General features: G+C 66.3%; 16 protein-coding genes and 2 tRNA genes. 5 read left to right on the top strand and 13 right to left on the bottom strand.

Annotated features, from left to right (window positions below):
• Position 1: 1 nt before the first annotated feature.
• Positions 2 to 1,156: a cysteine desulfurase family protein gene (locus tag FHJ30_RS12395; protein ID WP_139029587.1), complete on the top strand. Its 1,155-nt coding sequence runs from the start codon at positions 2 to 4 to the stop codon at positions 1,154 to 1,156.
• 15 nt (positions 1,157 to 1,171) lie between these two features.
• Here FHJ30_RS12395 and FHJ30_RS12390 read toward each other — a convergent pair whose 3' ends face one another.
• Positions 1,172 to 1,831 carry a DUF1684 domain-containing protein gene (locus FHJ30_RS12390; RefSeq protein WP_139029586.1) on the bottom strand — a complete coding sequence of 220 codons (660 nt, stop codon included), beginning with the start codon at positions 1,829 to 1,831 and terminating at the stop codon, positions 1,172 to 1,174.
• Between the two features lie 164 nt (positions 1,832 to 1,995).
• Here FHJ30_RS12390 and FHJ30_RS12385 point away from each other — a divergent pair, with 164 nt between their 5' ends.
• Entirely contained in the window at positions 1,996 to 2,787 is a 792-nt protein-coding gene (locus FHJ30_RS12385) for a hypothetical protein (RefSeq protein WP_139029777.1), read from the top strand.
• Between the two features lie 73 nt (positions 2,788 to 2,860).
• Positions 2,861 to 3,667: a transglutaminase family protein gene (locus tag FHJ30_RS12380; RefSeq protein WP_139029585.1), complete on the top strand. Its 807-nt coding sequence runs from the start codon at positions 2,861 to 2,863 to the stop codon at positions 3,665 to 3,667.
• Here FHJ30_RS12380 and FHJ30_RS12375 read toward each other — a convergent pair.
• The 9 genes from FHJ30_RS12375 to bcp form a co-directional block, all read right to left on the bottom strand.
• Positions 3,664 to 4,146 (bottom strand): MarR family winged helix-turn-helix transcriptional regulator, encoded by a 483-nt coding sequence (locus FHJ30_RS12375; RefSeq protein ID WP_139029584.1) that lies wholly within the window; start codon positions 4,144 to 4,146, stop codon positions 3,664 to 3,666. The two genes, FHJ30_RS12380 and FHJ30_RS12375, sit on opposite strands and share 4 nt — an antisense overlap.
• Positions 4,146 to 5,255, bottom strand: coding sequence for an LLM class flavin-dependent oxidoreductase (locus tag FHJ30_RS12370; RefSeq protein ID WP_139029583.1), 1,110 nt, complete (start codon positions 5,253 to 5,255; stop codon positions 4,146 to 4,148). The genes FHJ30_RS12375 and FHJ30_RS12370 overlap by 1 nt, the downstream gene beginning before the upstream one ends.
• 112 nt (positions 5,256 to 5,367) lie before the next feature.
• Complete coding sequence (locus tag FHJ30_RS12365; RefSeq protein ID WP_139029582.1) at positions 5,368 to 8,601, bottom strand: efflux RND transporter permease subunit; 3,234 nt, start codon at positions 8,599 to 8,601, stop codon at positions 5,368 to 5,370.
• Between the two features lie 69 nt (positions 8,602 to 8,670).
• Positions 8,671 to 10,173 (bottom strand): malate:quinone oxidoreductase, encoded by a 1,503-nt coding sequence (locus tag FHJ30_RS12360; RefSeq protein WP_139029581.1) that lies wholly within the window; start codon positions 10,171 to 10,173, stop codon positions 8,671 to 8,673.
• A gap of 79 nt (positions 10,174 to 10,252) precedes the next feature.
• Entirely contained in the window at positions 10,253 to 11,923 is a 1,671-nt protein-coding gene (locus tag FHJ30_RS12355; protein WP_171059011.1) for an ABC transporter substrate-binding protein, read from the bottom strand.
• A gap of 55 nt (positions 11,924 to 11,978) precedes the next feature.
• Positions 11,979 to 12,143 (bottom strand): hypothetical protein, encoded by a 165-nt coding sequence (locus tag FHJ30_RS21375; RefSeq protein ID WP_171059010.1) that lies wholly within the window; start codon positions 12,141 to 12,143, stop codon positions 11,979 to 11,981.
• A gap of 31 nt (positions 12,144 to 12,174) precedes the next feature.
• Entirely contained in the window at positions 12,175 to 12,849 is a 675-nt protein-coding gene (locus FHJ30_RS12350; RefSeq protein ID WP_139029580.1) for a fasciclin domain-containing protein, read from the bottom strand.
• 264 nt (positions 12,850 to 13,113) lie between these two features.
• Positions 13,114 to 13,195 (bottom strand) — tRNA-Leu (locus FHJ30_RS12345).
• A 100-nt stretch (positions 13,196 to 13,295) separates the two neighbouring features.
• Positions 13,296 to 13,769 (bottom strand): thioredoxin-dependent thiol peroxidase, encoded by a 474-nt coding sequence (gene bcp / locus FHJ30_RS12340; protein ID WP_139029579.1) that lies wholly within the window; start codon positions 13,767 to 13,769, stop codon positions 13,296 to 13,298.
• Positions 13,770 to 13,865: 96 nt separating this feature from the next.
• Here bcp and FHJ30_RS12335 point away from each other — a divergent pair, with 96 nt between their 5' ends.
• Positions 13,866 to 14,324, top strand: coding sequence for a MarR family winged helix-turn-helix transcriptional regulator (locus FHJ30_RS12335; protein WP_139029775.1), 459 nt, complete (start codon positions 13,866 to 13,868; stop codon positions 14,322 to 14,324).
• 219 nt (positions 14,325 to 14,543) lie between these two features.
• Here FHJ30_RS12335 and FHJ30_RS12330 read toward each other — a convergent pair.
• From FHJ30_RS12330 to FHJ30_RS12320, 3 genes are all read right to left on the bottom strand, one after another.
• Positions 14,544 to 14,616, bottom strand: a tRNA-Lys gene (locus FHJ30_RS12330).
• A gap of 113 nt (positions 14,617 to 14,729) precedes the next feature.
• Positions 14,730 to 15,890 carry a PQQ-dependent sugar dehydrogenase gene (locus FHJ30_RS12325; protein ID WP_139029578.1) on the bottom strand — a complete coding sequence of 387 codons (1,161 nt, stop codon included), beginning with the start codon at positions 15,888 to 15,890 and terminating at the stop codon, positions 14,730 to 14,732.
• Entirely contained in the window at positions 15,841 to 16,941 is a 1,101-nt protein-coding gene (locus FHJ30_RS12320) for a hypothetical protein (protein ID WP_139029577.1), read from the bottom strand. The genes FHJ30_RS12325 and FHJ30_RS12320 overlap by 50 nt, the downstream gene beginning before the upstream one ends.
• Positions 16,942 to 17,207: 266 nt before the next feature.
• Here FHJ30_RS12320 and ilvD point away from each other — a divergent pair, with 266 nt between their 5' ends.
• On the top strand, positions 17,208 to 18,926 hold the full coding sequence (ilvD, locus tag FHJ30_RS12315; protein ID WP_139029576.1) for a dihydroxy-acid dehydratase: 1,719 nt from the start codon (positions 17,208 to 17,210) through the stop codon (positions 18,924 to 18,926).
• Positions 18,927 to 19,222: the final 296 nt, after the last annotated feature.

Genomic DNA, 19,222 nt, shown 5'->3' with positions numbered 1-19,222 from the left:
CGTGATCTTCCTTGACGCAGCCGCCACCACCGCCGTCCGCCGCGAGGTGCTGGAAGCCATGTGGCCCTACCTGACCGGTGACTTCGGCAACCCCTCCAGCCACCACACCCTGGGCGAATCGGCCGCCAAGGCGCTCGCGGATGCCAGGGCCTCGGTGGCCGCGGTCCTGGGCTGCCGGCCGGGTGAAATCACGTTTACGTCCGGCGGCACCGAAGCGGACAACCTGGCCGTCAAAGGCATTGCCCTGGCGCGGCAGGCAGCTGACCCAACACTGGACAGGGTGGTGATCAGCGGCGTCGAACACCCTGCCGTGGAGGAGTCCGCCCGGTACCTGGAACGCTTCCATGGATTCAGGGTTGACGTGGTTCCCGTGGACGGGACCGGGCGGGTCACTCCGGAGGCGCTCCTCGCAGTGCTGCGCCCCGAAACCGCGGTGGTCAGCATCATGTACGCCAACAATGAAGTGGGAACCGTCCAGCCGGTCGCCGAACTGGGCGCCGCAGCACGCAGCCACGGGATTCCCTTCCACACGGATGCGGTCCAGGCGGCGGGCTGGCTCCCCTTGGACACCCGGGCACTGGGCGTTGACGCCCTGAGCCTTTCGGGCCACAAGCTGGGGGCACCCAAGGGCTGCGGGGTGCTGTTTGTCCGCGGCCGCACCAGGATCGAACCGCTGATCCACGGCGGCGGGCAGGAACGCGGGCGCCGCTCCGGGACGGAAAACGTGGCCGGTGCCGTGGGGCTGGCCGCCGCGCTGGCGCTTGCCCAGGCCGGCCAGGAGGAACAACGGCGCCGGGTGGCGGCCCTGCGGGACAGCTTCATCAACGCCGTGCTCACGGGAGTGCCGGGAGCGGTGCTTACCGGGCACCCCGCGGAGCGGCTGCCCTCCGTGGCATCGTTCTGCTTCCCCGGAACCAGCGGCGAATCGGTCCTCCTGGAACTGGAGCGCCAGGGCGTGGTGTGCTCGAGCGGCTCCGCCTGCGCAGCCGGATCCGATGCGCCGTCGCCCGTCCTCACGGCCATGGGATTCGAAGCCGGGGTGGCCCAGACAGCCGTCCGGTTCAGCTTTGACGCAGCGGTGGCTGGCGAAGACCTGAAGGTCGCTGCCAAAGCTGTCCGGCAGGCAGTGGCAAGCGTGCGGGGCCTCGGCTGCTAGCGGCCACGGATACCGTCAGTAAAGCTCTCCCACGGGGATGTCCACGGCCAGCCGGTTGGACGGTCCCGGCAGCGGGCACGCCCAGGCCTCGTTGTAGGCGCAGGACGGGTTGTACGCAAAGTTGAAGTCCAGGACAAAGCTGGCCTCCGGCCCTGTCCCGTTGACGCCGTGGAAAGCTCCCTTGATGGTGTCCAGCAGGTAGCGGCCGGCCCCGTAGCTTCCGCCGGGCTGGCCTGCCGTCGCGTCACGGAAGGGCACAAAGATGCCGCCGCCGTAGCCCCGCAGCTTCCACACGGCGAGCTGGCCCATCTCGGGAAGGTCGAACGTGCCCAGCCTGACGAAGTTCACCACGCCGTCGGTCCCGGTTTCCACTTTCATTTCCCGCCCGGCGCCTTCCATGGTCAGCGGTACGTGGAAACGGTAAATCGGGTCATAGTCGGCCGTCTTCAAACCGGCAAAGGTTGATTTGCCCTCGGCAGTCAGCGGGGAGGCAGGGTGGGTGGCGAACATCAGGTCCCGCTGGTGGCGCCAGTACAGGTGCGCCTCCGCGGGACTTTCGGCCGAGACCTTGCGGACATTGGCGTACAAGGCAAAGGTCCGGAGCCGCCAGTCGGCGATGTCGACGGCGGAAATGTCCGCCAAATCTTCTTCGGCCGTTCCGTGGTGGGCTTCCATAAGCACCAGCCTAGTCCCCGGCGCGGGAGTTGCACGTCCGACGGCGACACGCACCGCGGCAGTGCGGCTTCCACTTTTCGATGTGGTGCCGAGGTACGGCCGAAACGCCGTCCAGGGAAAGGACCGCGGCTGCCGCGTCCCGATAGGCTGGCCGCATGGAAGGCATGGCAACACCGAGGGCCCTGGCGGGCGCATCCGTTCTCCTGGCGGGCGTGCTCCTCGCAGGATGCTCCACACCGTCGAACAGCGGACCCGGATGGACAGCGCAGCCCGGGGGGCCGGGCACCACGGCCGCCCCCACCGCGCCGGCATCAGCTGCCGCCACTGCAGACGCCACGCCCGGAGCCACGGCTTCCGCCACGTCCAGCCCCGTGGCCACGGCTTCCGCCTGGAAAACCTTCTCGGACCCCGCAAAAACCGTGAGTTTCGACCTGCCGCAGGAGTGGATAGCGCAGGCGGTGGCCCCGGAGGAGGGCGCCCTGCCCGGTGCGCTGAAGGTGGAGGTGAAGAAGCCCGACGGCACCTTCATGGCAGCGCTCCGGACCGGACTCCCGCCGTCGTCCGCTGACTGTCCCCAGGACGCGCGGCGGCCGTACACCGTCATCAGCAGCGTCCCGGCGGACCTTACCGCCGAAGGCGGGGACGGAACCATTCCGCCGCGGGTCGTGTTCCGCGTGATCCAGGGGTACCGGTATTTCGGCTCCTACGGCGTCACGAACCTTGTGGGCGGGGCAGACGGCCAGGCCTGCGAACTGCGCAACATCATCCGGGGCCCGGCCGGCAAAGGTGACTACTCCTTCGGCGACCTGGTAGCCGTCAGGGCATTCGCTCCCGACGAAAAAGTGGCACCCGCCAAGGCATTCGACACTTTGGACCAGGCCGCAAAGTACGTCGATGAAAGCAGCGACTTCGCCAACGTCCAGCGGATGCTAATGTCTCTGGAGATCAAGAACTAGCCCCGTTCCCGGCCCACATCAACGGCCGCGACAACCGGCGACTTCCTTCCGCTGCCGACACCCCCGGAGAGTCATGGAACGCACTGTTTCCGCACGCCTGGTTTTCAGGACCACAGCCAACACCAAGGTGGCCATGGCCATAGCCGCGGCGAGGAATGACGGCTATTCCTCCTTTGGGGAGAGCCTGTCCATCACATCGGGCGGCCAGCAGGTTCCCGCCTCCGAGGTGCCGGACCACCACGGCGGCAGGCTGCACTACATGGAGTTCACGGACCCGGCCGAAGTGACCGTGGAATACTCGGCGACGGTAGCGGGGAAGGCCCAGCCCGAGGAAGCCGGGCTGGCCGACCGGATCCGGTACGTCCGGCCCAGCCGCTATGCCGAGTCGGACCGCCTGCTGCCCACCGCATACGCCGAGTTCGAAGGACTTCGCGGCGCCGAACTGCTGCACGCCGTGCGGAACTGGGTGAATGGGGAACTCCGGTACATCAGCGGCTCCTCGCGCGGGACGGACGGCGCAGTGGAAACCCTCCTGAGCCGCCGCGGAGTCTGCCGCGACTTCGCCCACCTGGCCATCGCCCTGCTGAGGTCCAAGGACATCCCGGCCCGGCTTGCCGCCGTGTACGCCCCTGGCCTGAGCCCCATGGACTTCCACGCCGTGGCCGAGGCCTACGTGGAAGGCGCATGGCATGTCATCGATCCCACGGGGCTTGCCCCGCGGGAGTCGATGCTGCGGATTACGGCCGGCAGGGACTCAGCGGACACGGCGTTCCTGTCCACGGTGGGCGGAAGCCTGACGCTGAGCCAGCTGCAGGTCACGGCCGTGGTTAACGGCACCCTCCCGGCCGAGGATCCGGCCACGCTGGTGGCGCTGGGCTAGCTCGGTTCTTGCCGGGGCGGCCGCGGGCCCAGCGAATTCCTGAGCTTGGCAGTGAGCCTCATCAGCTCCTTCTGTTCAGCCGCTGTCAGGGCGGGCCCCAGGACGGCGGAGATATCGCGGACGTGCTCGCGCCCGATCTCCTTCTGGAGCTCCCGCCCCTCGTCGGTCAGCTTCAACAGCACCCCGCGGCCGTCCTCAGGCGCCGGCATCCTGGCCACGAGCCCGCGCTTCTCCAGCCGCTCCACCAGGCGGCTGAGGCTGGACTGGCTCAGCAGGACGTTGTCGTTGAGCTCGTTGAGCCGCAGCCAGCCGGACGGGCACCGGGACAGTGTGAACAGGACGTCGTACTCGTTTACTGCGAGCTTCCGGAACGCCGGCCCGGACTGCAGCTTCCGCATGACGGCCACCTGGGCCCGGAACAGCGACTCCCAGGTTTCCGCTGCCAGGCGGACCGGCGATTCGGGACTCTTGCCGGCCATCAGGCCTCCGCTGCGGACTTCTCGGCGTCCTGCGCCCCCAGCAGCGCGGCAACCCGGCCGGCGTGCGTGGGCGGTTCGGGGACGTGCGCGGGCTTGCGGGCGGCGTATTCCTTGCGCAGGACGGGCAGGACTTCCTCACCAAACAGGTCCAGCTGCTCCAGCACGGTCTTCAGCGGCAGGCCGGCGTGGTCGATCAGGAACAGCTGCCGCTGGTAGTCGCCGAAGTACTCCCGGAAGGTCAGCGTCTTCTCGATGACCTCCTGCGGGCTGCCGACCGTCAGCGGCGTCTGGGAGGTGAAGTCCTCCAGGGACGGGCCGTGCCCGTACACCGGCGCATTGTCGAAGTAGGGCCGGAACTCCTTGACCGCGTCCTGCGAGTTCTTCCGCATGAAGAACTGGCCGCCAAGGCCCACGATCGCCTGGTCCGCCTTGCCGTGGCCGTAGTGCTCGTAGCGCTCCCGGTAAAGGCCGATCAGCTGCTGGTAGTGCTCCTTGGGCCAGAAGATGTTGTTGGCGAAGAAGCCGTCCCCGAAGTAGGCCGCCACTTCCGCAATCTGCGGAGTGCGGATGGAACCATGCCACACGAAGGGGGCGACGCCGTCGAGCGGGCGCGGCGTGGACGTGAAGTTCTGCAGCGGCGTGCGGAACTTGCCGGACCAGTTCACGGTGTCCTCGTCCCAGAGCTTGCGCAGCAGGCTGTAGTTTTCGATGGCCAGTTCAACGCCGTCCTGGATGTTCTTGCCGAACCACGGGTACACCGGCGCCGTGTTGCCGCGGCCCAGGACCAGGTCCACGCGGCCGTCGGCCAGGTGCTGGAGCATGGCGAAGTCCTCGGCGATCTTCACGGGATCGTTCGTGGTGATCAGCGTTGTTGCCGTGGACAGCGTGATCCGTTCCGTCTGGGCCGCGATGTAGGCAAGCGTGGTGGTGGGGGAGGAGGAGAAGAACGGCCGGTTGTGGTGCTCGCCCAGGGCGTAGACATCCATCCCGATTTCCTCCACCTTCTTGGCGATGGCCACGGACGCCTTGATGCGCTCGTTCTCGGTTGGGGTCCGGCCCGTGGTGGGGTCCGTGGTGATGTCGCTGACGCTGAAAACACCGATCTGCATGATGTGCCTTTCCGTTCCTGGACTGCTGGCTTGCTCCCAGTGTAGTCCAATTTAGATGCATTTGCATCTATCGACGGATATAACGCAGCCGGGGCGGAATTATTCCGTTGTTTTACTCGGGGCTTCCGGGGGCAGCGCGGCGGCCGCTGGTCTTCGGCACGATGCCGGTGGTCCAGTCCCGGAACTCCTCGTCGACGTCGGCCCCGGGCCCGAATTCCGGCCGGGCCTGCAGCTCCCGGAGCAGCGCCTTCCGCTCGCGGCGGCCTTCCACCAGCCTGTAAAGGACCGGCACCAGGACCAGGGTCAGGGCAGTGGAGGAGATGAGCCCTCCGATGACCACCACGGCAAGCGGCTGCGAGATAAAGCCGCCGCCGCCGGTGAGGCCCAGTGCCATGGGCGTGAGGGCGAACACCGTGGCGAGGGCGGTCATCAGGATGGGACGCAGGCGCTGGCGCGCGCCATGTGTGATGGCGTCAGCCACGTTCATGCCCGGCCGCCCGTCCCGGGGCTGCCGGTACTGGTTGATGAGGTCGATCAGCACGATTGCGTTGGTGACCACGATGCCCACCAGCATGAGCATGCCGATCAGAGACGGCAGGCCCAGCGGGACGCCGGTGAGCAGCAGCAGGGCCACGGCACCTGTGGCGGCAAACGGCACCGAGACCAGCAGGATCAGCGGCTGGATGAGGGACTTGAAGGTCGCCACCATAATGACGTAGACGATGGCGATTGCCGCCAGGAGGGCGAGTCCGAGCTGCTGGAACGACTCCTGCTGCTGGGTGGTGGCACCGCCGATTTCGGCAGTGACGCCCGCTGGCAGCTGCACGCCTTCGAGGCGTTTCTGGACCTCCGCGTTGACCGCGCCCAGGTTGGAGCCCGACGGCGTGACGGAGACGCGCGCGGTGCGCTGGCCGTTGCTGGCGGTGATGGATACCGGCACGTCCACCTGTTCAACCGCGGCGATGCTGCCGAGCGTCACAGGGCCGCCGGCGGCCGGCAGGGGGATTTGGCGGACGGCCTCGATGCTGGTGAATTTGGTGCCCTTGCCGATCTGGACGGGGAAGTCGTCGGTGTCGATCCGGACGGTTCCGGCGGGGATGGGGCTGATGGTTGAGGCGAGCACCCCGGCCACCTGTTCCTCGTTGAGCCCGGCGGCGACGGTTTTGGCCCTGTCCACCTTGACCTGGACCACCGGCTGGCTTGCCGCGAGGTTGGTTGCCACCTCGCTGGTTCCCGGCACGCCCGCCATCGCCGAAACCATGGTGTCGCTGGCCTCGCGCAGGTCGGCGGTGGTGGCGGACTTGAGCGTGATGTCCACCGTGGAAGACGTGCCGAAGCCGCCCTGCTGCGTGCCCACCGAGACCTTCCCGGAATCGGGGACCTTTGCCAGTTCGTTCCGTACAGTCTCCTGCAGGCGCGCCTGGTTGGCTTTCTCGTCCGTGACCACCGTGAACGTGGAGTTTGAGGATCCGGTGGAGGTGAGCGCGGCAAACCCGGCCTGCGCGTTGCCTGACGTCACCTGGACGTCCTTGACGCCGTCGATGCCGCGAAGGACTTCTTCCAGCCGGATGGCCGCCGCGCTGGTGTCCGCCAGGCTGGTGCCGGCGGGCAGCACCTGGCGGACCGTGAGGCTGTTCTGGCCCGAGTTGCCCAGGAGGTTCGTGGCCAGCAGGGGCGTCATGGCCGCCGTGCCGCCCAGTACCAGGACGGCGGCAACAAGGGTAATCACCGGATGTTTCTGGGTCTTGCCGAGGATGGGCAGGTACCCGCGCTGGAGCCTGCTGCGCTGCTCCGCCTCCAGCGCCCTTTCCCGCGCCTCGTCGGCGTTGCGGCGGGCAGCTGCTGACCCTGCCGGAGCCGCGCCGGCCGCGGCGCCGCTGTTCTTCAGGAACCAGTACGCCAGCACCGGGACGATGGTCAGCGAAACCAGCAGCGATGCGAGCAGCGCCATGGTGACGGTGAGGGCGAACGGCCTGAACAGCTCGCCTGCAAGCTCGCCCACGAAGGCAATGGGGAGGAAGACCGCCACGGTGGTCAGCGTGGACGCGGTAATCGCCCCCGCCACCTCCCTGATGGCGGTCAGGATGGCCGTGACCTTGTCCTCGCCGTAGCTCAGGTGCCGCTTGATGTTCTCGATCACCACAATCGAGTCGTCAACCACCCGGCCGATGGCGATGGTGAGTGCGCCCAGCGTCAGGATATTCAGGGAATACCCGGTGGCGGACAGCCCAATGAAGGTGATCAGCAGCGAGAGCGGGATGGACACTGCCGTGACCAGGGTGGAGCGGGCGGACATCAGGAAGACCAGGATGACGGCAACGGCGAAGCCCAGCCCCAGCAGGCCCTCGGTGGTGAGGTCCTTGATGGACTTCTCGATGAACGGTGCCTGGTCGAACACCGGGGTGAACTTGGCGTTCGAGCCCAGTTCGGCCTCCAGCTCGTCGAGGGTGTCCCGGACTGCGTGCGAGATGCCGACAGTGTCGCCTTCAGGCTTTTTGGTGACGGACACCGCGAGCGTTTCCGCACCGTTGGTCCGCGTGATGGAGGTGCGTTCGTCGTCCTTGACGGCAACGTCCGCCACAGCGCCGATCGTGGCGGCGTTCCTGGCTCCTCCGAGGGGGAGGGCCTTGATGGCGTCCAGTGAATCCACCGGGCTGCCAATCTGCAGGGACAGGGTCTTGCCCTGTTCCTCCAGCGTGCCGGCCGGGATCAGCGCGCCGTTGTTGGCCAGCGCGTCCCGGATGGAGGCGATGGTGGCACCGGACGCCGCCATCGCCTCGGGGCGGGGGAGGATCTCGATGTGCTGGGTGGCGCCGCCCGTCACGTCGGCGCCGCGGACGCCCTCGATCTTCTGGAGGCGGGGCACGCTTAGCCGCTGCAGGTCGGCGTTCAGCTCGCTGAGGCCCTTGTCCGAGGAAACCGCCAGGAACACAATGGGGAAATCGTTGATGCTGCCAGCGAAGGCCTGCGGCTGGACGTCCTCGGGCAGGGTCCGCTTGGCGTTGGAGATGGCCCGGTCAATCTGGTTCCGCGCCCGGTCCAGGTTGGAACCGTAGGTGAAGACCATGGTGATCTGGGAAACGCCGTTGCGGGACGTGGAGGAGGTGGATTCCAGCCCCTCCACGCCGTTCAGGGCAGTCTCCAAGGGCCCGCTCACCTGCTTGTCCACCACCTCCGGGGAAGCGCCGGGCATTGCGGTCAGCACGGTGATCTGCGGGAACTCGATGGACGGGATGAGTTCCTGCTTCAGCGATGACATGGTGATCACGCCGAAGACGGAGGCGAAGACTGTGACCAGTGCGATCAGGGCCCGGTTCGCAAGTGAGAGTTGTGCCAGCCGGAACATCGCATGGTCTCCTGAGGGGTTGACTGACTGATACGGACCCGGACGTGCCGGCCGCCGGCCCCGGCAGGGTCAGTGGCTGGCGTTAACGCTCTCCAGCTGAAGCGACTTGGCCGTTGCCTTTTCCAGCTCGACGGCGAGGTCCGGGTTCTCGTCCAGCTTGACCCCGTAGCCCGGCATCATGTCCTTGAGCTTGGACTGCCAGCCCTTGAAGTTCCGCGGGAACGTCTTCTTCAGCAATTCGATCATGATCGGGACCGCAGTGGAGGCTCCGGGGGATGCACCCAGGAGCGCGCCGATGGAACCGTCACGGCCGGCGATCACTTCAGTTCCGAACTGGAGGATGCCGCCCTTCTGCGGATCTTTCTTGATAATCTGTACACGCTGGCCGGCGGTGATCAGTTCCCAGTCGCCGTCCTTGGCCTCCGGGTAGTACTCGCGTAGCGCTTCGACCTTGTCGCCGTGGCGCTTGGCCACTTCCTTGATCAGGTACGCGGTGAGGTCCATGTTGTCCTTCGCCACCGCCAGCATCGGAATGATGTTGCCCGGCCTGATGGACAGCGGAAGGTCGAGGTAGGAACCGTTCTTCAGGAAGTTGGTGGAGAAGCCCGCGTAGGGTCCGAACAGCAGCGAACGCTTGCCGTCCACGTACCGGGTGTCCAGGTGGGGCACCGACATGGGGGGAGCACCCACCGATGCCTGGCCGTACACCTTGGCACTGTGCTGCGCGGCGATGGCTTCGTCCGTGCAGCGGAAGAACTGCCCGGAGACGGGGAACCCGCCATAACCCTTGCTTTCCGGGATGCCGGAAGCCTGGAGCAGGTGCAGCGCGCCTCCGCCGGCGCCCACAAAAACGAACTTGGCGTGGATCTTGCCGTGCTCGCCGGACTTGGGGTATTTCAGCGAAAGGTTCCAGCCGCCGTCGGACGCCCTGGAGATGCCCGTGACGTCATGGCCGTAGTTGATTTCGACGCCGTTGTTCCCGAGGTAGGTGGTCAGCTCGCGGGTAAGTGCCCCGAAGTCGACGTCGGTGCCCTCGGCGGCGCGGGTAGCGGCGATGCGCTGCTTGGGGTCGCGCCCCTTCACGATCAGCGGCGCCCACTTGGCGATCTGGCCGTGGTCCTCGGAGTACTCCATGCTCCGGAACAGGGTGTGCGGCTTGAGGGCTTCGTACCGCGTCTTCAGGAAGCGGGTGTGGTCCTCGCCGATGACGAAGCTCATGTGCGGCACGGTGTTGATGAAGCCCTTGGGCGAGCCGATCAGGTTCCGGTCCACCAGGTGGGACCAGAATTGGCGGGAAAGCTGGAACTGTTCGTTGATCTGCAGCGCCTTGGAGGGGTCCACTGAGCCGTCTTTGGCTGCAGGGGAGTAGTTGAGCTCGCAGAGGGCGGCGTGGCCGGTGCCGGCGTTGTTCCACGGCCCGGAGCTTTCCAGCCCGGGCTGGTCCAGCCGCTCGAACAGGGAGATGGTCCAGCTCGGCTCCAGCTGCTTGAGGAATGCCCCCAGCGTGGCGCTCATGATGCCGCCACCGATCAGGACGACGTCGGCATGTGGGGTCTTGGAAATGAAGGTCACGATCAGTCTCCGATTGCAGCGGCTCTGGCTGTCACAGAATATCCCCGGGCAGCGGACATACTGAAATTGGGCCGGTCCGTCAAGGCTTTAGTTGCACCTTCGTGAAAACTTCATTTAAGACCGGCGACGCCGGATAGCTCAGGACACGGTCGGACAGGGCCAGGGCGGAGATGGGGAAGGCGACGGGGACGGCGGGTACGGTCGCCGCGATCTGGGCGTTGATGGTGTGATATTGCTCATCCCGCTCCTTGCCTTCCGGCAGGCCGCGCGCCCGGTTGATCTTCGAAAAGACCTGGGGATCGTGGTAACCGAACTCCCCGTTCTTCTCCCCGAAGAGGGGGCCCACGAAGTTATCGGCGTCGGAGTAGGAGCCGTTCCAGCCCAGGAGGTGGAGCGCGTGGTCGCCGGGGGACTGCACCTTCTGCAGGTAGCCGTCGGACCACTCCACCGGAACCGGCCGGATGTTGAACCCGACGGCGGTGAGCTGGCGGCTGATTTCGGCGTAGACCTTCTCAGGGGTGGGCAGGTAGGGGCGGGTGACGTTCAGGGGGTAGTAGAACCTGAGTTCCTCGCCGGCGTACCCGCCCTCCTTGAGATACTCCTTGGCCTTGGCGGGGTCGTGGCCCAGCTCCGGGGCCTCGTTGTTGAATCCGCTGATCTTGGGCGGCACGAACTGGGTGGCCTTGGCCGTGTTGTCGATGAAGAACCTGCGGATCAGGGTCTCCTTGTCGATCGCCATTTCGATCGCCTGGCGGACCTTCTGGTTCTGGAGCACGGGGACGTCCTGGTTGATGCCCACGTACATAACGGAGAAGGGGTCGCGCTGGACGATCTGCTTTCCGCGCTTGACCAGCTGGTCAAAGTTGCCCACCGTCACGGCGTCATAACCGTCGATCTTGCCGTCAAGAAGGGCCTGGAGCCTGGCTTGCGGGTGGTCGTAGGCCAGGAAGTTGATGGCGGCGATTTGGCCGCGTTCGCCCCAGTAGGACTTGTTGGTGGCCAGCGTGACGCTTCCTTCGTCCCAGGAGGAAAGGCTGAACGGCCCGGTACCCACCGGCTTGGTGCCAAACGCGGACACGGGCTGTCCGCCACGGCTTTGGTCGAGGACATCGGCCGTGCCCGCGGCGAGGGCGGCCGGCGAGGCCATGGCAAAGGCCGGCAGGGTGAGCGCCTGGAGGAAGGCGGTGAACCGCTGGGTAAGGTCGATCCTCACGGTGTCGGCCGAGAGCGCCGTGCAACTCTTGAAGATGGAGAGCTCCGGCTCGTCCGAATGCGCCTTGAAAACACCCTTGAAGGCTCCGCCCGGAGCCTGCCGCCTCAGGTCCGCGGAGAAGGCGAACCAGCGGTTGAAGTTGAAGCAGACGGCCTCCGCATTGAACGGGGTCCCGTCCTGGAAGGCAACGTCCGTCCGGAGCTTGAAGGTATAGGAACGGCCTTCGTTGGATTCAGTCCACTCCGTGGCGAGCAATGGTGTGGGCTTCCCGGTGATCTGGTCGACGCCCACCAGCCCTTCGAGGATCTGCCGGGTGATGCGCTGGGACTCCACGTCGTTGGACAGTGCGGGATCCAGGCCCAGGGGCTGGGCAGCCGTCCCAAAATTGAAGGTTGCGGCCGGCTCCGCTGCGGCGGTTGGGCTGGGCGTGCCCGACGACGGCGAAGGGGCTGGTACGGCTGTGCAGGAGGTTACGCCCAACGCCAGGAGGACAGCGCCCGTCTTGATGACTGTCCGCCGCGAAGTACTGCTGGGCACTCGTTTATCACCTCTGGATCTTGCCGGCGCCGCCGCGTGCGGGCCGAAGCCCAGTCTAGTAGACGCCACCTGCAGGTCCCCGGCGCCGCGGGGTGTTCCGGCAGCAGAGCCACGGCAGGGGACCCGGCCCGCCATCCACCGCGGGGGCTGCCTGGCTTGCTCGGCCCACAGCGAAGCCGGGGGCGATCCATTCGGAACCGCCCCCGGCGTCAGTGTTCATGCCGGCACCTTACGATTACCGCACCTGGTGGTTACTTGGGCATCAGTACCGAGTCGATCAGGTAGACCGTAGCGTTCTTGGTCTGGACGCCGCCGCAGATCACGTTGGCGCCGTCAACCTTCAGCTGGTCACCGCTGCCCGTGACAGTGACGGAACCGCCCTGGACCGTGGCGTGCGTGCCGGCGATCTTGTCCGGAGTGATCTGGCCGGGAACCACGTGGTAGGTCAGGATCTTGCTCAGGAGGGCGTCGTCCGTCTTGAGGGTTTCAATGGTGGCCGCATCAATCTTGGCGAAGGCGTCATCCACCGGCGCGAACACAGTGAACTCGCCGCCGTTCAGCGTGTCCACCAGGTCAACCTTGGGGTTCAGCTGTCCGGAAACGGCCGCCGTAAGGGTCTTCAGGATCGGGTTGTTGGACGCTGCTACGGCCACCGGATCGAGGGCCATGCCTTCAACGGAACCTGCGCCCGAAGGGACCTGTTCGGCGTAGCCGGCGCAGCCCGGACCCACCAGGTTTGCCGCCGGATCCATGGCCGCGGCGGAGGAGCTGGCCGAGGGGGAGGGGGCCATGCTCGTTGCGGCCGGCGACTCCGCGGGAGCGGAGGAGCCGGACGTCGATGCTGAACCGCCGCAGGCGGTCAGGCTGAGCAGAGCTGCTGCTGCAACGCCTGCGACGGTGAAGGTTGTGCGCTTGATGGTCTGCATTTCGGTTCTCCTTGGATTGTGGCGTCTGCCCGCCGCGGACGTGCTGTCTGACGGCGTCGTTCGAATCTTGCTGGTGGGCACCTGCCCTTGGCTGGTGTCTCACTGGGTATTCGGCCGGGGGCGGGACGCGGATGGGTGCATTCCAAGGAGTTTTTCGGCGGCCCGCGAATTCGCCGTCGGTTCGCCCAAGTCCCGTGACTAAGAACCAGGTGCCGTGACTGTTAAGCAGGGTGGTCCCCCGGCCACGGCCGGGGGACCACATAGTGCGCAAGGGGGGACTTGAACCCCCACGCCCGAAGGCACAGGAACCTAAATCCTGCGTGTCTGCCAATTTCACCACTCGCGCAGGGCTTCCGGTCGCTGTTTCCCGTTTATAGGGCGCGACGGCGGACGCCAGTGTCCATTGTAGCGTCGCCCGGGCAGGGCCTTGGCTCAGCGCCGGATGGTCACGCGTCGAGTTTCAGGTCGCGCCGCAGCTTGGCAACGTGGCCCGTGGCCCGGACGTTGTACTGGGCCAGCGCAACCTTGCCCTCCGGATCCACCACGATGGTGGAACGGATCAGTCCTTCATAGGTCTTGCCGTAGTTCTTCTTCTCGCCCCAGGCACCGTATGCCTCGGCGACCGTATGGTCCGCGTCCGAGAGCAAGGGAAAAGTGAGCCCTTCCTTCGCCGCGAACTTTGCCAGCTTTTCCACCGGATCGGGGGAGATCCCCAGCACGTCGTAACCGGCCGACTGGAGGGAGGCAAGGCTGTCCCGGAAGTCGCACGCTTCCTTGGTGCATCCCGGTGTTGCTGCGGCGGGGTAGAAGTACACAATGGTGTGGCGGCCCGGGCGCGCGGACAGGCTGACGTCCGCGCCGGAAGAGTCCTTCAGTGTGAAACCGGGCGCGTCGTCTCCGGTTACGAGTCTGTCAGCCATTGTTTTTCTCCTTGTCGCAGGCGGGACACACCAGCCTAGTAAGGGTCGGGAACCAGTGCTAATCGGCACTTGGCTATACTTGCTGCTATGCCTGATATGGATCACTGGCCCACGGGGCGCCTCTTGTCCACTGCCGCGCGCCTCGTTGAACACTCCTGGAACGAAAAACTGGGCGCCATCGGCCTCACCCACGCGGGTGTCATTGCCATCGAGGTTCTCGATGCGCAAGGCCCCATGACCCAGGCGCAGCTTGCCCAATACGTTCGTGTCCAGGCACAGACAATGGGTAAGACGCTCAGCCGCCTTGAGTCCCACGGGCACATCGTCCGCGTCCGCAGCACGTCGGACCGCAGGAGCCACGTGGTGTCCCTTACCGAGCAGGGCAAGGAAGCGGTGACGGCCGCGGTGGAGATGGAACGCTCGGTGCTGGCTTCAGCCTCAATTGATCCTGACCTGCTGCGGCAGGAGCTCCAGGCCGTGGTGCGGGAACTGGCCAGCCAGTTTGCCACCACCCCCAGCGCCGCCACCGGCGCGCTGGTGGAGAATGCACCTTAGGACTCTGTTGCCGGCCTGACCGCCGGCGAGCAGGCGTGACCGCGGCCCCCGGGGCTGCGGCCACGCCTTTTTTCTTCCCCGTGGGCGGTGGGTGCGTGCACCCTGCCAGGCTCCCCCCGCTGCCGCTCCGTGGCTGGGCCAGCCACATAGTGAAGTCCAGGCACAACAAAACAGCCCCCTGCTTGCGTTTCCGCGAGCAGGAGGCTGTTTTCCCATTCGTGCACCCCCCGGGACTTGAACCCGGAACCCATTGATTAAGAGTCAATTGCTCTGCCAATTGAGCTAGAGGTGCATCTTTTTGCTGTGATCACCGGGCTTTTCTTTCCCGGTTGATCTCCGCAACGACATGAAACTCTACACGAACTTTTTGCCCATGTGAAATCGGCGCCCACAGCAGTACCGGCATTACTCGGGAGGGGGCAGAACCAGCACAAAATCAGGGTTTTCGTTGTTGGTCAGCAGCCAGAATCCGCCCTCAGGTGTCCTGACGACGTCGCGGATCCTCCCGAACTCGCGTGTGAAATGGGCCACAGGATTACCCGCCTCCCCGCCCTCCAGCTGCACCGTCCACAGCCGCTGCCCCCGGAGCGCCCCGAGGTAGGCGGTGGACCCGGCGATTTCCAGCCCACTGGGTGATGATTCGCTGGTGGAGGGCCACACGACTTTTGCGTCCTGGAATTCGGGGCGGTGCGGTGCGCCCGTCACCGTTGGCCAGCCGTAATTTGCCCCGGGCAGAATAAGGTTCAGTTCGTCGTTGACATCGGGTCCGAACTCGCTGGCCCACAACCGACCGGCACTATCCCACGCCAGGCCCTGCACGTTCCGGTGGCCCAGGCTGTAGACCGCGTTGCCGAAAGGATTGCCCGGTGCCGGTCCGCCCTCGGGGGTCAGCCGGAGGATCTTGCCGCCCAGTGCTTCAGGGTCCTGGGGCTGGTTCCTGCGCTGGGAGTCGCCGGTTCCCACGTACAGGAAGCCGTCGGGGCCGAAGCGGATCCTTCCGCCGTTGTGGGTGGTCGCCTTGGGGATTCCGGTGAAGATCACCTGGGGCTCGCCGAGGGAGAGCCTCCCGTTTCCTGAGTCCTCCAGCGCCAGCCGGACAATCCTGTTGTCCTCCTGTGCGGTCAGGTACGCGTACAGGTACCGGTCGGAGGCGAATCCGGGGGAGAGGGCAAGCCCGAGCAGGCCGCCCTCCCCTGCGGCCACTACCCCCGGCACCTTGCCGAGCTCAATTGCTTTGCCGCCCGGGGGCACTGCCTTGAGCAGGGCGGTGTCGCGTTCCGAGATGATGGCCGTGCCGTCCGGAAGGAACACCGCTGCCCAGGGGATGTTGAGTTGAAGCTCCAGGCGTTCCGCGGCTAGCGGCGCCTGCCCGCCCGCCGTTCCCTTGAAGGTGGTACTTCCGGCGGGCCCGCCCTGCCCGCCGGTACACCCCGCCAGGAGCAGGGCAACGCAGGCAGCCGCGAAGCCGGCGGCAGCGCCGCGGAGGCGCGGGTGTCCCTGACCAGCGCTGCTTCTGCTACTGGAGCCGCTTCCGTCGGGGAACCCGGAAGCCCGCGGCTTCGGCATGCGCGGCCGACTCAAACCAGACTTCAGCCCTCGCCTGCTCATATTCGGGGTGCCCCTCCTCGTAATAGACCATGGTTCCGGCGTCACCCTTCACCGTGTAGCCGTCAGGTCCGCTGCCGTCCGCTCCGGCGGCCGCTGAACCGGCACCGTAGGGCTCGTCCGCCGCCAGGTGTCCTGCGGGTTCCGGCGTTGCAGCGGCCACGGTCTGTTGGGCGTGGTCGGCCCCGGCTTCAGTCAGGGCGGAGGACTGGGTGCGGTCCGCCGTTTCTGCCGCGGGCGCGCTGTCTGGAACGACGGCGGCCGGCGGCGTCGCAGCCGCGTTACCCGGGGCGGGGTGGCCGACGGCGTCAGCCGCAGGTGCGGTTCCACTTGCCATGCCGCTTTCGGCGCCGCTCCCGGTAACGGCACCCGCCGACGCGGAAGCGCGGCCGGAGGGACCGTCGTCGTCCGTGTCCTCCACCGCCGCCGTCTCGGCGCCCGGGAGGGTAGGGGCGTGCGGCTCTGTGTATTCAGGGTGGTGGACCGGCCTGGATACCGGCGCCGCGGCTACGGACTGCTCTGCCGGCGCCGGGGAAGTGTCCTGTCCGGAGCCTTCCTGTCCAGCACCTTCTTGCCGGGAGCCTTCCCGTCCAGTACTTTCCTGTCCCGTACTTACCTGCGGCCCGCGGTGCGGAGCCCCGCCGGCCACAACGGCCGACGCCCCCGAGGCCTCGGACCATTTCGTTTCCCACTCGTCCTCATCCTGGCGCCGGCGCTCGTCCTGGCTGGATAGTGCCGGGGAAGCGGGTGCCGCCGCTGTATCTGCGGGTTCCTCTGCGGTGGTCGGGGCGGCAGGTTCGGCGGGGCGGCCAAAGCCAGCTGCGCCGGGAATGCCGGTGGTTCCGGCTGCTTCGGCGGAGGCAGCGGCGCTTCCGCCCGAAAGCGCTCCATCGGCGCGGGTGCCCTCGGTCCCGGGCGTCCCGGAAGCCTTCGATGCGCTGTTGCGGTTCAGCAGCCACCACACAACGCCGACGATGACAACAATCAGAATGATCCAGAAAACGAAATCCATGGCAGGCCCTTCAGTCCGGATGGCAAGGTGTCTTTTCCTGACGCTACGTCCGGCGGCCACGACTGTCCAGATCGACGGCGGTAGCTGAAGTTCCGCGGCGGGCCTGAACAGAAAGCAGTGAGCCAGCCCAGCAGCAAGAAAGGCCCGCCCCTCTGTCTCACCATGTGGGATGGCAGTCCACTATTTGGCACCAAGATTCAGGCTTTTGGTCCCAAACGGCCTGGATCTGTCGTGCAGGCGTCCATAGGAGCCCTAGACTTTCCCCTATGAGTGACGCCCAGATCGCAACCGAGAACAAGCCTGACATCAAACCCAGGAGCCGGGTGGTAACGGACGGAATCCACGCTGCCCCGGCACGTGGCATGTTCCGGGCGGTCGGCATGGGGGATGACGACTTCGCAAAGCCCCAGGTCGGCGTCGCCAGCTCCTGGAACGAAATCACTCCCTGCAACCTTTCCCTGAACCGGCTTGCACAGGGTGCCAAGGAAGGCGTCCACGCCGGCGGCGGGTTCCCCATGCAGTTCGGCACCATCTCCGTTTCCGACGGCATCTCCATGGGCCACGAGGGCATGCACTTCTCCCTGGTGTCCCGCGAAGTCATTGCCGATTCCGTGGAAACCGTGATGCAGGCTGAGCGGATCGACGGCTCTGTATTGCTGGCCGGCTGCGACAAGTCCCTCCCGGGCATGCTCATGGCAGCCGCACGCCTGGACCTGTCCAGCGTTTTCCTCTACGCCGGTTCGATCATGCCTGGCTGGGTCAAGCTTGAGGACGGTTCCGAAAAGGAAGTTACCCTCATCGATGCGTTCGAGGCTGTTGGCGCGTGCGCCGCGGGCAAGATGAGCATGGAAGACCTGACCCGCATCGAAAAGGCCATCTGCCCCGGCGAAGGCGCCTGCGGCGGCATGTACACAGCCAACACCATGGCCTGCATCGGCGAGGCGCTGGGCATGTCCCTGCCAGGTTCCGCCGCCCCGCCCTCGGCAGACCGCCGTCGTGATGAATTCGCCCGCAAGTCAGGCGAAGCTGTGGTCAACCTGCTCCGCCAGGGCATCACGGCCCGCGACATCATGACCAAGAAGGCGTTCGAAAACGCCATCGCCGTCACCATGGCGTTCGGCGGATCCACCAACGCCGTGCTCCATCTGCTGGCCATCGCCCGCGAGGCGGAGGTTGAGCTTAGCCTGGATGACTTCAACCGCATCGGTGACAAGATCCCGCACCTGGGCGACCTGAAGCCCTTCGGCCGCTACGTGATGACCGACGTCGATAAGATCGGCGGAGTGCCGGTCATCATGCGCGCACTGCTCGACGCCGGCCTGCTGCACGGGGACTGCCTCACCGTCACCGGCAAGACTGTCGCTGAGAACCTTGCAGCGATCAACCCGCCGGATTTGGACGGCAAGATCCTGCGTGCCCTGGACAACCCGATCCACAAGACCGGCGGGATCACCATCCTGCACGGCACCATGGCCCCCGAAGGCGCCGTGGTGAAGAGCGCAGGCTTCGATGCCGATGTCTTTGAAGGCACCGCCCGCGTTTTCGAACGCGAGCAGGGCGCCCTGGACGCGCTGGACAAGGGCCAGATCCAGGCCGGAGACGTCGTCGTCATCCGCTACGAAGGCCCCAAGGGCGGCCCGGGCATGCGCGAGATGCTGGCCATCACGGGTGCCATCAAGGGCGCAGGCCTCGGCAAGGACGTCCTGCTCCTGACGGACGGGCGGTTCTCCGGCGGCACCACCGGCCTGTGCATCGGACACGTCGCGCCCGAAGCGGTCGACGGCGGGCCCATCGCCTTCGTCAAGGACGGCGACCGGATCCGCGTGGACATTGCGGCCCGCAGCTTCGACCTGCTGGTGGACGAGGCTGAGCTCGAAGCCCGCAAGGTGGGCTGGGAGCCGCTCCCGGCCAGGTACACCAAGGGCGTGCTGGCCAAGTATGCCAAGCTGGTGCACAGTGCCAGCACAGGCGCATACTGCGGGTAGCAGCAGTATGGTGGCGGCCCTCCCAACCAGGTAGCACCAAGTGTCGTTTTGGAGGCTCAGAACGACACTTAGCGCTACTTAGTTGGGGGGACCCGCCAAAGAGTGGACAATGGGGTCCACATGGTGAGATCGTGGCACGGCTCGTTGACACGTATCTCGCCCAGAGGGAAAACTGAACGCATGACTTTCGTTACCAGCTGCGCTGTTGCAGATGCAGTCGTCGTCCTTACCAAGCGCGTGGCACACTAGCCCCGGCAACGAACTGTCACGCGCGAACCCCTCGAAGAGCCGCCAGG

Origin of the sequence: Arthrobacter sp. BB-1 (assembly GCF_006151685.1) — a bacterium.
Lineage (GTDB): Bacteria > Actinomycetota > Actinomycetes > Actinomycetales > Micrococcaceae > Arthrobacter.
Note: the sequence above shows the minus strand (reverse complement) of the source record. Positions and strands in the feature narration are given on the sequence as shown.